The organism is Nonomuraea sp. NPDC049714 (assembly GCF_044465295.1).
Taxonomy (GTDB): Bacteria; Actinomycetota; Actinomycetes; order Streptosporangiales; family Streptosporangiaceae; genus Nonomuraea.
In genome coordinates, this window is the sequence record NZ_JBITLM010000008.1 from 453,599 (window position 1) to 466,951 (window position 13,353).

At 68.6% G+C, this 13,353-nt stretch carries 12 protein-coding genes; 2 read left to right on the forward strand and 10 right to left on the reverse strand.

Features of this window, described 5'->3' with window-relative positions; genetic code table 11:
- Positions 1–75 precede the first annotated feature (75 nt).
- From ACIBQX_RS30845 to ACIBQX_RS30865, 5 genes are all read right to left on the reverse strand, one after another.
- Positions 76–714, reverse strand: coding sequence for an ABC transporter permease subunit (locus ACIBQX_RS30845; RefSeq protein ID WP_397010605.1), 639 nt, complete (start codon positions 712–714; stop codon positions 76–78).
- Positions 711–1,406 (reverse strand): ABC transporter ATP-binding protein, encoded by a 696-nt coding sequence (locus ACIBQX_RS30850; protein WP_397010607.1) that lies wholly within the window; start codon positions 1,404–1,406, stop codon positions 711–713. The genes ACIBQX_RS30845 and ACIBQX_RS30850 overlap by 4 nt, the downstream gene beginning before the upstream one ends.
- On the reverse strand, positions 1,403–1,891 hold the full coding sequence (locus tag ACIBQX_RS30855) for a hypothetical protein (protein ID WP_397010609.1): 489 nt from the start codon (positions 1,889–1,891) through the stop codon (positions 1,403–1,405). The genes ACIBQX_RS30850 and ACIBQX_RS30855 overlap by 4 nt, the downstream gene beginning before the upstream one ends.
- Positions 1,888–2,307, reverse strand: a complete 420-nt coding sequence (locus ACIBQX_RS30860) for an RNA polymerase sigma factor (RefSeq protein WP_397010611.1) — start codon at positions 2,305–2,307, stop codon at positions 1,888–1,890. The genes ACIBQX_RS30855 and ACIBQX_RS30860 overlap by 4 nt, the downstream gene beginning before the upstream one ends.
- A 146-nt stretch (positions 2,308–2,453) precedes the next feature.
- On the reverse strand, positions 2,454–3,545 hold the full coding sequence (locus tag ACIBQX_RS30865; RefSeq protein ID WP_397010613.1) for a serine hydrolase domain-containing protein: 1,092 nt from the start codon (positions 3,543–3,545) through the stop codon (positions 2,454–2,456).
- Between the two features lie 320 nt (positions 3,546–3,865).
- Here ACIBQX_RS30865 and ACIBQX_RS30870 point away from each other — a divergent pair, with 320 nt between their 5' ends.
- Both ACIBQX_RS30870 and ACIBQX_RS30875 read left to right on the forward strand, forming a co-directional pair.
- On the forward strand, positions 3,866–4,366 hold the full coding sequence (locus ACIBQX_RS30870) for a hypothetical protein (protein ID WP_397010615.1): 501 nt from the start codon (positions 3,866–3,868) through the stop codon (positions 4,364–4,366).
- A 227-nt stretch (positions 4,367–4,593) separates the two neighbouring features.
- A complete protein-coding gene (locus tag ACIBQX_RS30875) occupies positions 4,594–5,295 on the forward strand; it encodes an SIR2 family NAD-dependent protein deacylase (RefSeq protein WP_397010617.1) in 702 nt (233 codons plus the stop codon).
- Here the strand turns inward: ACIBQX_RS30875 and ACIBQX_RS30880 are convergent.
- The 5 genes from ACIBQX_RS30880 to dnaE all read right to left on the reverse strand — a co-directional run bounded on the left by ACIBQX_RS30880 (position 5,285) and on the right by dnaE (position 13,331).
- Positions 5,285–6,277: a BtrH N-terminal domain-containing protein gene (locus ACIBQX_RS30880; protein WP_397010619.1), complete on the reverse strand. Its 993-nt coding sequence runs from the start codon at positions 6,275–6,277 to the stop codon at positions 5,285–5,287. The genes ACIBQX_RS30875 and ACIBQX_RS30880 overlap by 11 nt on opposite strands.
- Positions 6,274–7,245, reverse strand: coding sequence for a tyrosine-type recombinase/integrase (locus ACIBQX_RS30885; protein WP_397010621.1), 972 nt, complete (start codon positions 7,243–7,245; stop codon positions 6,274–6,276). The genes ACIBQX_RS30880 and ACIBQX_RS30885 overlap by 4 nt, the downstream gene beginning before the upstream one ends.
- Positions 7,246–7,286: 41 nt before the next feature.
- Positions 7,287–7,919, reverse strand: a complete 633-nt coding sequence (locus ACIBQX_RS30890; RefSeq protein ID WP_397010623.1) for a DUF1707 domain-containing protein — start codon at positions 7,917–7,919, stop codon at positions 7,287–7,289.
- A 95-nt stretch (positions 7,920–8,014) separates the two neighbouring features.
- Entirely contained in the window at positions 8,015–9,706 is a 1,692-nt protein-coding gene (locus ACIBQX_RS30895) for an amidohydrolase (protein WP_397010625.1), read from the reverse strand.
- 70 nt (positions 9,707–9,776) lie between these two features.
- Positions 9,777–13,331, reverse strand: coding sequence for a DNA polymerase III subunit alpha (gene dnaE, locus ACIBQX_RS30900; protein ID WP_397010627.1), 3,555 nt, complete (start codon positions 13,329–13,331; stop codon positions 9,777–9,779).
- Positions 13,332–13,353: the final 22 nt, after the last annotated feature.

A 13,353-nucleotide genomic window follows, 5' to 3' on the forward strand; every position in this document is an offset into this window, starting at 1 on the left:
GGCACCAGCCAGGATGGTCTTGCCTAACCGGCGGCGGATGAACTTCGGGTTGTGTGCCATCGCGATCCCTCCCTGTCAGGCCCGGCGTCGTATCGCCAGGTAGGCGATCCAGGTCAGGACGAGTGCGAGAGTCAGATAGGCGGCGGTCTCGGTCCCTTGCATGGGCCAGAACGGCAGGTCGAGTCCCCCGCGCAGGGCCCGGCCGGCGAGTTGGCTCGCACCGACCAGCAGCACCGACAGTGGCATGGCGATGCGGGTGTGCCGGGTCACCGCACCGAGTGCGACGCCGAGTGTCAGCGCGAACAGCACCCTGCCGTACGGCACCAGGCCGTGGCTTTCGTAGTACGGCCAGGCCATCGGGTCCGCCTCGGCTTGCGGGAGCGCCCAGGTCAGCAGCGCGGCAAGGACCGCGGTCGCGGCAAGGGCGCAGACGGCCGCGGTGGCGAGGGTGACGGCAAGCCACCGGCCTCGGGACAGGCTCTGGGTCCAGGCGAGCTTGTAGGTGCCGGTCTCGAATTCGCGGGCGATCAGCGGTGCGCCCCAGATCAGGCAGACCGCCCCGGCCAGGAAACCCGCCAGCTGGAACGTGAGTCCGCTCAGCTCCGGCTCCAGACGCTCCACCACAACGGCGGCCCCGTACAGCAGGAGCAGGGCGGCGATGGCGGTGGCCTGGGCGCGTTGCCCGCGCCAGGCCACCCAAACCAGCCCCGTCACCGGGCCGCCTCGGAATTGCGCAAGAAGTCCAGCACGAGGTCCTCCAGATCGGCGGTGGGATGGGTGCTCAGCAGGTCGGTGAAGCTGCCGCACAGCCGGACCCGGCCGGCGCCGAGCAGGATCAGGTGATCGCATGCCTCGGCCAGGTCGGCCAGGATGTGCGAGGACAACAGCACGGTGGCTTCCAGGGCGCGCAGCACGCTCATCACCTGAACCCGGGCCAGCGGATCTAGGTCGGCCAGCGGCTCGTCCAGCACCACCAGATCGGCGCGCTTGCCGACGGCCAGGGCGAGCGCGACCAGTGTGCGCTGTCCGCCGGACAACCGGTCCACCCGTTCGCGCAGGCCGATGTCGTGCGCGCGCAGCAGGGACTCGGCGGGTTCGCGGTCCCAGCGGGGGTTGGTGGCCGCGCCGAAGCGCAGCAGGTCGGCCACGCTCCAGCGCCGATACAGCGGCTTGTCCTGGGCGACGAACGCGACCGCGGCCGCCTCCAGCGGCCGGCCGAGAACGCGCACCCCGCCCGTGGTGGGCGCCAGCAGCCCGGTCACCAGGTTCAGCAGCGTGGACTTGCCCGCCCCGTTCGGCCCGACCAGGGCGGCCTTGGCCCCTGAGGGCAGCTCGATGGTGGCCTCGCGCAGCGCCCACCGGCGCCCGTAGCGCTTGCCCAGCTCGCTGGTCTCCAACGCGTTCACGCTTCCCCCGTCCCGCCGGTCAGCTCGCGCATGCGACGCAGCAGCGCCGCCCGGCGACCGTGAGCGCGCACGGCCAGCACCAACGCCGCCGCGACGAACAGGCCCCCGACCACCAGCGCGAGGCCCAGGCCCGTCCCGCGCTGGGCAGCGACGACGGCCACGACCGCAGTGGTGACCGTCGAGGCCACCAGGGCGATCCAGGCGGCGATCACCTGCTCGGTGGCGAACAGCGGCACCCTGCGCGTCAGCAGCCACCCCCCGTAGCCGGCCCAGGCCAGGCAGAAAACGGTGAACAGCGCGAACGCCAGGTACGTGCGGCCAGGCAGCGGACCCGGCTCGGACCACCACAGCGCGGTCGTGAACACCGTGCCGGCCAGTCCGGCCAGCAGCGCCGCCACCGCCCTGATCCGCGTCCTCAGCGACAGCGCCGGCGCCAGCCGATCGATCATCTCCCGCGCCGACAGGCGCGGCTCCTCCTCGGTCATGGCCGGTGTCCCTTTCCGTCAAGGTGTTCACGCAGCAGCCGACGGGCGCGATCGAGCCGGGACTTCACCGTGCCGACGGGGACCTGGCAGATCCGCGCGCGGTCCTCCACCGACAGGTCCTCCAGGTAGAACAGGACGAGAATCTCCCGCTCCTGCGCGTACTCGCTGCGCAGGCGGTCGGTCACCGATCGCCGGGCGATCGTGAACAGCCAGGGCACGAACCGGCCGGGTTCCCGCAGCCGGGACAGGCCGCGGACCACGGCCGGCCAGATCTCCTGGGTCATGTCGTCGGCCCGTTCGGCATCCAGCATGCGGCGCACGTATGTCCATATCGGCACGCGCCATCGGGCCACCAGCTCGGCCAGGGCCGCGCGCTCACCCAACTGCGCGCGCACCACCAGCAGCTCATCGATCATCTCGCCCTCCCGTCACCTGAACAGTCGGGCGAGAAGCCGATCAGGTTCACGATTCACGACATCATCGTGCGGAACCGACCACGATCACCGCAGGTCGGGATCGAGGTGCCGGTAGATCATGGGTCGGCTGACGCCGACCACCGTCATCAACCGCACATGGCCGTGTCGAAGGTGTCGAGCAGTCGCTCGCGCTGCCGTTGCGTGGCGGCCGACCCGGTGACGTAGACGGTCGCCGCCCGCCCGGCCCGGGTCCGCCCGGACAACACCGACACACCAGGCACATCGCCGCCGTGCATCCAGACCTCCCCGCAGCTCAGCCGAGCCTGCGCGACCCCCAGCCCGTAGCGCGCCTTGGCCGGCCACCCCGGCTCGCCGACCCGTACGGCATCCGCCGTCATCGCCCGCAGCGTCTTGGCCGGCATACCCCGCCAGAACCGGTTCAGATCGTCCGGCGTGGACACCAGCCCGCCACTGGCCCCGAACTCGTACCCCGGCAGCCGGGTGAGATCGACGACCCCGCCCTCCGGATCCGCCGGACTCACCCCGTACGTGTGCGCGTGCTCGCCGCGAATCCCCATCTCTCCCCTGCGCGGCCAGTACGTGTCCCGCATCCGCAACGGCTTGATCACCAGTTCCCGGGAGACCTGCCTGAAGTCCTCCCCGGTCACCGCATGGATGATTTTGCCCAGCACCAGGTAGTTGGTGTTGGAATAGGCGAACCGCCCCACGGGCGTCGGCTTGAGCCCGAGCGCGACCTTGAGATAGTCCTGCGGCAACTTCGACCAGTCGACCGCCTCGCTGAAGTCCGGCAGCCCACTGGTGTGCCGCAGCAGATCCCGTACCGTGATCTTCCGCCCGTCGATCGCCGCCCCCGCGCCCTGCCCCCGCAGGACCTCGGGCAGATACCGCTCGACAGGCGCCCCCAGCTTGATCTCGCCCCGCTCGACCAGCCGCATCACCGTCACGGCGATCACCGGCTTGCTCAAGCTCCCCACCCGGAACCGCGCATCCGCCCCGACCATCGGCCGCCCGGTCCCCCGCTCAGCGGTGCCGGACACCACCGTCACGCCGTCGCTGGTACGCGCCAGGGCCCCCGCCACGCCACCTTCCCCGGTAAGCCGACCCAGCCGCTCCCCCAACCCGGGGTCGGTAGCGGCGAGCGCCGGGGTCAGGGGAGCGAGCGCCAGCGCGCCGACGACAACGGCGGCCACCAACCGGTGAGCAGTCCTGCGAGCCATGAGAAGTCCTTAGGAATCGGAAAGTGTCTCCCACGACTCTCCCTTCCGGCCCGCAGAAACACAGTCACGCCAGCACCGCTCCCACCCGGGGGGTGTCCCTACCTGACGTCAGGGCATGCCCCCTGGCTCAACGCGGATCGGGCGCCCGGCGTAACCCCAGTTGCGCCCGCCGCAGGGTAGATCGCAGGCCACGGCGTCGGCTATCACGGAGGCGAATACAGCATCACATGCACAATCTGTGACTATAAATTTACTCTATGCTTACGGCCCATGTTGACGAGAGCATGCGTCGCCGACCCGGCGATGACAGCATCTACGCGATGGCGGCGATCGTCATCGACTCCAGCGGCCATGACGAGGCCCGCCTGACCTTGGAGTCGCTGCGCCTGGGCAAGAACCCCCGCTTGCACTGGCGCGACGAGCCTGTTGCCAGGCAGCGAATCATCGCTGACGCAATCGCCAGGATGCCCCTTGCCGCCGTTGTGGCCGTGCACATCTTCGACAGGACGTGCCGCACCGAGCGAGCACGCCGACGCTGTCTTGAGCGCCTGCTCCTCGAACTGGAGAACACGGGCGTGGCGGAGGTCGTCATGGAAAGTCGCACGCCCGGCCAGGACCACTTGGATCTTCTGATGGTCATGGCCTTGCGGAAATCCCGAACCCTCTCGAAAGCGGTCACAGTCAACTGGCTACCTTCACACCAGGAGCCACTGCTCTGGGCGGCCGATGCCGTGGTCGGCGCGACCACTTGGTGGATAGACGGCCAGAGCGCCGGTTTCGAGTGCCTTGAAGAGCGCGTAAGAGTGGTGTGCATCAATTGAGTGAGAGCGCAAAGGCCGGACGCCCGATTCCATCGGGAGGCCCGGCCTCACTTCCAACACCCACCGGGGGTGCGGCAGTTCCCAGTGTGCCTCACCAAGTGTGATCGGGCAACCCCGTTCCGACGCGTACGCCGTACGAATGTGAAAGCCCATCGGGCCGCACCACATAGGTTTGCGGCTCTGCGGTACCTCGCCTGTTGGGACAATGGGTGGTGATGATTACCGTCATGACCGGCGCCGGCATCTCCACCGACTCCGGCATTCCCGACTTCCGAGGCCCCTCCGGCCTGTGGCGGAACGATCCGGACCACGAGAAGCTCGTCACCATCGACTACTACCTGGCCGATCCCGACATCCGCCGCCGCTCCTGGCAGTTCCGCCGTGACAGCCCCGCCAGGACCGCCGTGCCCAACGCCGCCCACCTGGCCCTGGTCGAGCTGGAGCGGGCCGGGCTGCTGGACCGCCTGGTCACGCAGAACATCGACGGCCTGCACCAGAAGGCCGGCTCCAGCCCTGATCGGGTGCTGGAGCTGCACGGCAACATGTCCGGTGTGCTGTGCGTGCGCTGCGAGGCCCGGTCCACCCTGGCGGAGGCGCTGGCGCGGATCGACGGGGGTGAGCCGGATCCCGCCTGCCTGGTGTGCGGCGGGATCCTCAAGACGACCACGGTCATGTTCGGCGAGGCTCTGCCCGGCGAGGTCGTCGCCGAGGCGGTCCGGGCCACGGAGCGGTCCACCACCTTCGTCGCCATCGGCACCTCCCTGCAGGTGCAGCCCGCCGCCTCCCTGGCGGGACTCGCGGTCAGGTCCGGCGCGCGGCTCGTCATCGTGAACGCCGAGCCCACCCCGTACGACGACTTCGCCACCGAGCTGATCAGGGACCCGATCGGCGAGGCGGTCCCTCAGCTCGTGGCGCGGTTCACCGCCTGACCAGCTGACGAAGCACCTGCATGGCGTCCCTCTCGATGCGCGTGAGATCGTGCAGGATGACGCCGGCCTGCTCAAGGTACGCCGCGTCGCCGTTCTCCCCGGCCTTCGCGATCAAGGCGGACACGTCCGTCCACAGGACGGCGGCCTCGGCGTACAGCCGGTGACCGGCGCGGAGGTTGTCGTCGTCGATCAGCCGGGTGCATTCGTCGAGGAAGTCGCGGTAGAGGGCGCGGAACAGGGCGCCGCCGGTGCCGCCCTTCTCCATGAGGAGGGCGGCCTGCGGCAGGTCCCGCTGCGGCTCCCCCGCGCGTAGCAGCCATCCGGGCACCTGTTCGCCGGCCTTCTCGATGCCGCGATGGCCCAGGTTCGCGATGGGGGCGGCGAGGAAGGCGTCGGCGCAGTCCTTGATGGCGGGGATGATCTGGTCCTGCCAGGAAAGCGGGTGAGCCGGCCGGGAGATGGTGAAGGATCGGTTCCTGGCGGTCATCGGTCCGCGTGCGGCCCGCGCCAGGGCCAGGCCGGCCCGGCCGGCGCGCACCGCTCCGCCCTGCTGGTCGGTGTCCACCAGGTAGGCGTCATGCTCGTCGTAGCCGTACATCGCGACGACGTGACCGCCGAAGTGCACCTTGGAGTGGAAATAGTCCAGGTGGTAGCAGTCGAGCTGGAGGCCGACCGGCCGACCGGCGTCGATGGGGGCGGCCACGTTCTCCCACGCCTTGCGTGGCGAGGTGGTCTCCTTGGTCGTCAACGTCAGTCCCAGCCTGGCGGTCAGGTTCCTGGTGAGCTCGAAGGGCTTGACGCGGCCGCCGAGGAAGGGGAACGCCATGCTCTTGCTGTCCCAGTAGACGAAGGACAGCCCCGAGCCCAGCCCGAACAGCATGGGCTCGGACAGATCGAGTCCCTCATGTCGCAGCAGCACCCCCAGCGCGGTCGTCTCGCAGTGGCGCATGCCGCGGGCCTCGATGTCCTTCACGATGGTCATGCGCCGCTCTCCTGATGCTGACGTGACGAACCCGCACCTGATGCGGGAACCGCTGGGAGCAGCATGACGCCTCCCACCGTAGGAGAGTCCAGCCGCACGGCGAGGTCACGACGGGCTTCGGGGTCGACGCCCGCCTCTTCGGCGAGGGTGGCGAACGTGCGCCGGAGCTGGTGCGGATGGAGCCCGGTGATCCCGGCCTGGCGGCCGATGCGCTCCACCAGGTCGTAGACGTCCTTGCGGTCGAGCCGCCGTCCGGAGGCGGACACGAACAGCGGCCCGGTCAGCTCCTCCACCGTGATCCCGGCGCGCTCGGCGCGGTGGGTCACGTACGCGTCGATCGCGTGCGCCGCCGCCGGCGGGATCTTCCGCGTCTGCGGCTTGTCGCCCTTGCCGACGATCCGCAGGGTGCGGTGACCGCGCTCGTGCCCGAGATCGGGCAACTGCGCGGCCAAGCCCTCGGTGACGCGGACGCCGGTCTCCATGAGCAGCCGGATGAGCGCCGCTGTGCGGAGCCGTTCCCGGCCGTGGTCGTGGTCGGCCGCGTACAGCACGTCACGGGCTTCGGCGCGGGTGAGGCCCGCGGTCTCGGAGCGCCGCCGGTTCACCTTCGGCCGGCGGGTTCCTTTGAACCGGTTGGCATCGATGACGTCTTCGCCGAAGAGGTAGTCGTACCACGATGACACGGCCGAGATCCGCAAGTTCATCGTCTGGGGCGGGATCGGCCTGCCGGCCTGTAGCTCCAGCCATTGTTGGTAGACATCGCCGTGGGACTTCCGCGCCTGCAGCGGGTCGAGGCCGATCTCGGCGCAGAAGCAGAACCACCGCTCGATCTCGCGCCGGTAGGCGTCGCGGGTGTTCGGGGAGTTGTAGGACAGCAGCCACGCCTTCGTCAGGTCCCGCACGGAGCCGTGCATGCCGGGCGGGCACGCCAGATCGTCACCCGCGTGCGGCGCCGGCTCGACGGTCACGGCTCGACCTTCCCCGAGGGCGAGCGCACGGCTGTGGTCGTTCAACGTCCCTGAGCGCGCCGCTGCACTCGACGTTCCCAGCTGTTCGGGTGGCGGATGACCACGCCCGCGGCGCCGCCGTCGCCGGAGAGGCGGACCCGTGGCGTCCCGGGAAGCCGCTGGGATGTGGTCTTGTCCTTGAAACCGCCAAGGCCTGGATTCATCTCCGAGGTCTCCGCCACCCACCCATCGGGGATGATGATCGTCACACCGGCCATCTGCCCGTACGCTTCTATCGAGATCTCGCGCAACCGGCATTCGGCCTGGGTGAAGTCGAGCTTGGCGCCGCCCATGCCGCCGTACACGGTGATGCGCGCAGGCACCCGCCAGCGGCCGGTCCGCGCCGCGCCGTTGATGCCGCCCTTGAGAACCAGCGGCTCTGCTGGAATCTCTTGCGGCAGATCGGCGGCAAGGCGCTCCAGGTCGGCGTACGTCTTGGCGTTCAGCGCCAGATCCAGCCGCACTTCCAGCTCACCGAAGTCGATTCGACCCTCGGCCGCCGCGGTGTTGAGCCGCTCCACCATCGCTTCGCGCTCGTCATGCGAAACACGCACCTGATTAGAGCTAGAGGGAAGCGGCTGCTGGTTTGCGTCCATCGCGTTCGCTTTCAGGTAGGGGTAATGGGCCCGGAACACCGGAGATCATTACCATACACCCCCATAAGGGAGATTATGTGGGGTTATTTGTGATCATGACCTGACGGAGTCGGCCGGCTCGGGACAGGCGGGAGCTAGGGGCGGCGGGTCAGGTCGCCGGAGTCGTACACGATCGTGCCGCCGACCGTGGTGAGGATCGGCTTGATGCGCTTGAGGTCCTCGTCGCCGGCCGTGCGGTAGTCGCGGTCCAGGACGACGAGGTCGCCGAGCTTGCCGTTCTCGATCGTGCCGAGTTTGTCCTCCATGTTGAGGAACCAGGCGTTCTCCCGCGTGTACAGCCGTACCGCCTCGTCCCTGGTGATCTGCTGACCGTCGTTGACCAGGTTCCCCAGCGCGTTGCGGCCGGTGACGGCGTAGTAGACGCCGTACCAGGGGTTGAGCGGCGCGATGTGGACGCCGTCGAGGTGGATGCCGGCCTTGATGCCGTGGTCCAGGATGGTGCGGAAGGGCGCGCCGGCCGCGGTGCCGCCGCCCGCCACGTAGCTGTACGTCCCGCACTGGACGGCGCCGCCGAGCGCCTGGAGCCTGTCGAGGAGCGCCGTGGTCACCACCGGCACGTGGTCGATGCGCCAGCGCAGCTTGGTGATGTCGTGCTGGGCGTTCACCGCCTCGTAGCCGGCGATCTCGGCCTCCAGCGCGGCCAGGCTGAGTGCCCGGTTGGTGTTGCGCCAGCCCGCCTGCGCGATCAGTTGCTGGGCCTTCGCCCAGACCGGGCCGCTGCCGTCACCGGGGGCTCCCCACTCGCCGATGCCGCCGGTCATCATCAGGTCGTCGCCGAAGAGCTGGAACTGGTTGTTCAGCCGCTGGGTGAGCTCGGGCAGGTCGATGTCGTTCTGGTTGTGCAGGAAGTTGGTCTGCAGCCGGATGAAGGTACGGTCCTCCCGGTGCAGGGCGAGCCAGGAGTCGTACATCCGGTAGTGGTCGAAGTTGGACAGGAACTGGCCGGGGGCGGGCGGCCCGACCACGGGAAAGCCGACATGATCCTGCACGCTGGTGATGCCGACGCTCGCCGCGTAGGCCATGGCGTCGAGGGTGCTGCGTTTCCTGTCCTCGAAGGTCTGGGTGAGGCGGACGTTGTACAGGGCGGCCGTGGCGTTCGCCCCGGAGGCGATCGAGCCGTCCGCGCCGACGACCGACGGCACCTCCGCCGACTCCAGCACCGCCTTGCCCGCGCTGTTCGTCACGGCCGGGCCGGTGAACCCCTGGAACAGCAGCACCGGGCGGTCCGGCACGGCGGCGTCCAGCTCGGCCAGGTTGGGCAGGCGGCGCTCGGCGAACATGTTCGGGTGCCAGCCGCCCATCGCGGTGACGAACTGACCTTCCGGCACCCCCCGGCGGCGGGCCGCGAGTGACTTCTGGATCCCGGCGATGTCCCCCGCGTTCTCGATCACCACGTGGTAGCCGGGCCGGATCGCCAGGCTGACGAAGTGCACGTGCGCCTCGATCATGCCCGGGATCACGGTGCGGCCGCGCAGGTCGATCACCTTCGCGTCCCGGGAGACCAGCTGCTTCAGCCGGCCGAGGCTCAGCCCGGCACCCACGATGCGGCCCTGCGCGACGGCGACTCCGGAGACGGTGCGGTCGCGGTCGTCGAAGGTACGGATCTTCCCGTTGTGGAGGACCAGGTCGCCCTGCGGCACGGTCCGGGTCGTGGCCGACGCCGGCGAAGCGTCCGAAGCCGCCGCCGCACCGGCGGTGGCGATCACGCCGCCGATCGCCGCCGCACCGGTGCCAAGGACACTACGCCGAGAGAGATCCATGCTCATCGAGCCGCCTTTCGTTCAAGACTCAACTATCGGCTGATAGATCGTCGGCGGCAAGAGGCGGCTCGATGGTCTAGAGCGAGATCGCCTCCGACCCGAAAAGCTGCTTGATGTCGGCGGCGAAGCTGGGTTCGGGGTTGACCTGAAACTCCGGCAACGCGAGCACGATGGTGTTGCCGGCGAGGCGCCGCAGGTTGATCTGCAGCGGCACCTGTCCTTGGTGCAGCTGCAACACGTTGCGGAGCTCGTCGATGACCTGCGGGTTGATCCGTTCCTCACGCAGTTTCAGGGTGACGGGGTGTCCGGCGTCGCTGGTGATGCCGGACACGTCGATCGGGGTCAGGTCCTGGGCGAAGACCGAGATGGCGCCGTCGCGGTTGTTGATCTGCCCGCGCACCGACACCACGGCGTCCTTACGCAGCTCCGGCCCGTACAGCTCGTGGCTCTTGGGGAAGAACAGGCACTCCACCGCGGCGTCCATGTCCTCGACGGTGACGATCGCCCACACGTTGCCGGCCTTGTTGACCCGCTTGTCCACGTTGGCGATCATGCCGCAGACGGTGACGTCGCCGCGGTCGTCGCGGCCGCTGTCGAGCAGGTCGGCGATCGTGGTGTCCCGGTTACGGGCCAGCAGCCGCTCCGCCCCGGCGAGCGGGTGGTCGGAGACGTACAGGCCGAGCATCTCCCGCTCGAAGTCGAGCTTGGTCTTCTTGTCCCACTCCATGTCGGGGATGGCGATGGTGAACGCCGTGTCCTCGCTGGCGTCGTCCACACCGCCGAACAGGGAGTCCTGGCCGTGGGCCTCGTTCTTCTTGATGTCGATGACCGACTCGACCGCCTGCTCATGGATCATGAGCGCGCCCTTGCGCGGATGGTCGAGCGAGTCGAACGCGCCCGCCTTGATCAGTGATTCGATGACCCGCTTGTTGCAGACGGCGAGCGGCACCTTGGCCAGGAAGTCGTCGAAGTCGGTGTAGCGGCCCTTCTCCTTGCGGGCCTTGACGACACCCTCGACGACGTTCGCGCCGACGTTGCGGACCGCGCCGAGGCCGAAGCGCACCTTGTCGTCGCCGACCGCGACGAAGTCGAGCTGGGATTCGTTGACGTCCGGGGCGAGCACCTGAATGCCCATTTTTCGGCATTCGGCTAGGTAGACCGCGGCCTTGTCCTTGTCGTCCCCCACCGAGGTGAGCAGCGCGGCCATGTACTCGGCGGGGTAGTTGGCCTTCAGGTAGGCGGTCCAGTAGGCGACCAGTCCGTAGCCGGCGGTGTGGGACTTGTTGAACGCGTAGCCGGAGAACGGCAGCATGACGTCCCACAGCGCCTGGATCGACTCGTCGGAGTAGCCGTTGGCGCGCATGCCGGAGGAGAACTTGCCCCACTCGGCGTCCAGGACCTCCTTCTTCTTCTTGCCCATGGCCCGGCGCAGCATGTCGGCGCCGCCCAGGGTGTAGCCCGCGAGCTCGCGGGCGACGGCCATGATCTGCTCCTGGTAGACGAGCAGGTGGAAGGTGGTGCCCAGGATCGGCTCGAGCGCTTCCTTCAGCTCCGGGTGGATGGGCTCGATGTCCTGGCGGGCGTTCTTGCGGTGCGCGTAGTTGGTGTGCGCGTTGGCCGCCATCGGCCCCGGCCGGTAAAGGGCGAGCACGGCCGCGATGTCCTCGAACCGGCTCGGCTCCATCAGCTTGAGCAGCTGCCGCATGGGGCCGCCGTCGAGCTGGAACACGCCGAGGGTGTCACCGCGGGCCAGCAGCTTGTACGTCGTCTCGTCGTCGAGAGGCAGCGTCAGGGTGTCGAGCTTGACGCCCCGGTTCTGTTCGATGATCTTGATGGCGTGGTCGATGATGCCCAGGTTGCGCAGACCCAGGAAGTCCATCTTGACCAGGCCCATGTCTTCACAGCTCGGGTAGTCGAACCCGGTGATGATCACGCCGTCCTTGTCCCGCTTGTGCATCGGGATCAGGTCCAGCAGCGGCGCCGACGAAAGGATGACGGCGGCCGCGTGCACGCCGGTGCCGCGGATCAGGCCTTCGATGCCCCGGCCGGTGTCGATGACCTTGTGCACGTCCGGGTCGTTCTCGTACAGGGCGCGGATCTCACCGCCCTCGTTGTAGCGAGGGTGGTCCTCGTTGAACATGTCCGCGAGCGGGACGCCCTTGCCCATGACATCCGGCGGCATCGCCTTGGTGATCTTGTCGCCCACGGCGAACGGGTAACCGAGGATTCGAGAAGCGTCCTTGACCGCGGCCTTGGCCTTGATCGTGCCGAAGGTGTTGACCTGCGCGGTGTACTCGCTGCCGTACTTCTCGGTGACGTAGGCCACCATGCGGTCGCGCTGGCGGTCGTCGAAGTCCAGGTCGATGTCCGGCGGGTTGATCCGCTCAGGGTTGAGGAACCGCTCGAACAGCAGCCCGTGCTCCAACGGGTCCAGCTCCGTGATGCGGGTGGCGTAGGCGACGATCGAACCGGTGGCGCTGCCTCGGCCCGGCCCCACCGCGATGCCGTTGTCGCGGGCGTAGCGGCAGATGTCGGCCACGACCAGGAAGTAGGAGGAGAACCCCATCGGGCCGATGACCTTCATCTCGGTCTCGTACCGCTCCAGCACCTCGGCCGGGACCGGGGCGCCGTAGCGCAGCTCCAGGCCGCGCTCCACCTCCTTGCGCAGCCACGACTCCTGCGTCTCCCCCTCGGGCACGTCGGGGTAGTCCGGCATCCGGTTCACCTCGGCGAACACCTCGCTGTAGTCGCCGACCATCTCGGCGACCAGCAGCGTGTTGTCGCACGCCTCCGGCAGGTCGGTGAACAGGGCGTACATCTCGTCGGCGCTCTTGAGGTAGTAGCCCGACCCGTTGAACCGGAAGCGGTTGGGGTCGTCCTTGTTCTTGCCGACGCCGACGCACAGGAGGCTGTCGTGCGCGTCGGCCTGGTCCTCGGTCACGTAGTGGCTGTCGTTGGTGACCAGGAGCGGGATGTTGAGCTGCTTGGCCAGCCGCAGCAGATCCGCCCGGACCTCCCGCTCGATGTCGATGCCGTGGTCCATCAACTCCAGGAAGTAGTTCTCCTTGCCGAAGATCTCCTGGTATTCGCCGGCGACCCGGACCGCCTCGTCATACTGGCCGAGCCGCAGCCGGGTCTGCACCGCGCCGGACGGGCAGCCGGTGGTGGCGATGATCCCGGACGAGTACTGCGAGACCAGGTCCTGGTCCATCCGGGGCTTGGAGTAATAGCCCTCGAACGACGCCAGCGAGGACAGCCGGAACAGATTGCGCAAGCCGTCCGCGTCCTTGGCCCACATGGTCATGTGGGTGAACCGGCCGCCGCCGGAGACGTCCTTCCCGCCTTCGCCGTCGGCCACACCGGTCTCGGCGCGCCGGCCCCAGAAGACCGGTTTCTTCACGAACCGGTTCTCCGGCGCGACGTACGCCTCGATGCCGATGATCGGCTTGACCGGGCTGCCCTTCGCCACCTTCTGGAACTCGTACGCACCGAACATGTTGCCGTGATCCGACATCGCGATGGCGGGCATTTCCAGCCGCTCCGCCTCCTTGAACAGCGGCTTCATCTTGGCCGCACCGTCCAGCATGCTGTACTCGGTGTGCACGTGCAGATGTACGAAGGACTTGCTCACCTGGTCCCCTAACGCTCGCCCC

What these genes read in the sequence shown, in the direction of transcription:
- ACIBQX_RS30895 (WP_397010625.1), bottom strand. Translation starts at nt 9,706, where the DNA reads ATGAGCATGGATCTCTCTCGGCGTAGTGTCCTTGGCACCGGTGCGGCG.
- ACIBQX_RS30855 (WP_397010609.1), bottom strand. Translation starts at nt 1,891, where the DNA reads ATGACCGAGGAGGAGCCGCGCCTGTCGGCGCGGGAGATGATCGATCGG.
- ACIBQX_RS30865 (WP_397010613.1), bottom strand. Translation starts at nt 3,545, where the DNA reads ATGGCTCGCAGGACTGCTCACCGGTTGGTGGCCGCCGTTGTCGTCGGC.
- ACIBQX_RS30875 (WP_397010617.1), top strand. Translation starts at nt 4,594, where the DNA reads ATGACCGGCGCCGGCATCTCCACCGACTCCGGCATTCCCGACTTCCGA.
- ACIBQX_RS30880 (WP_397010619.1), bottom strand. Translation starts at nt 6,277, where the DNA reads ATGACCATCGTGAAGGACATCGAGGCCCGCGGCATGCGCCACTGCGAG.
- ACIBQX_RS30870 (WP_397010615.1), top strand. Translation starts at nt 3,866, where the DNA reads ATGGCGGCGATCGTCATCGACTCCAGCGGCCATGACGAGGCCCGCCTG.
- ACIBQX_RS30860 (WP_397010611.1), bottom strand. Translation starts at nt 2,307, where the DNA reads ATGATCGATGAGCTGCTGGTGGTGCGCGCGCAGTTGGGTGAGCGCGCG.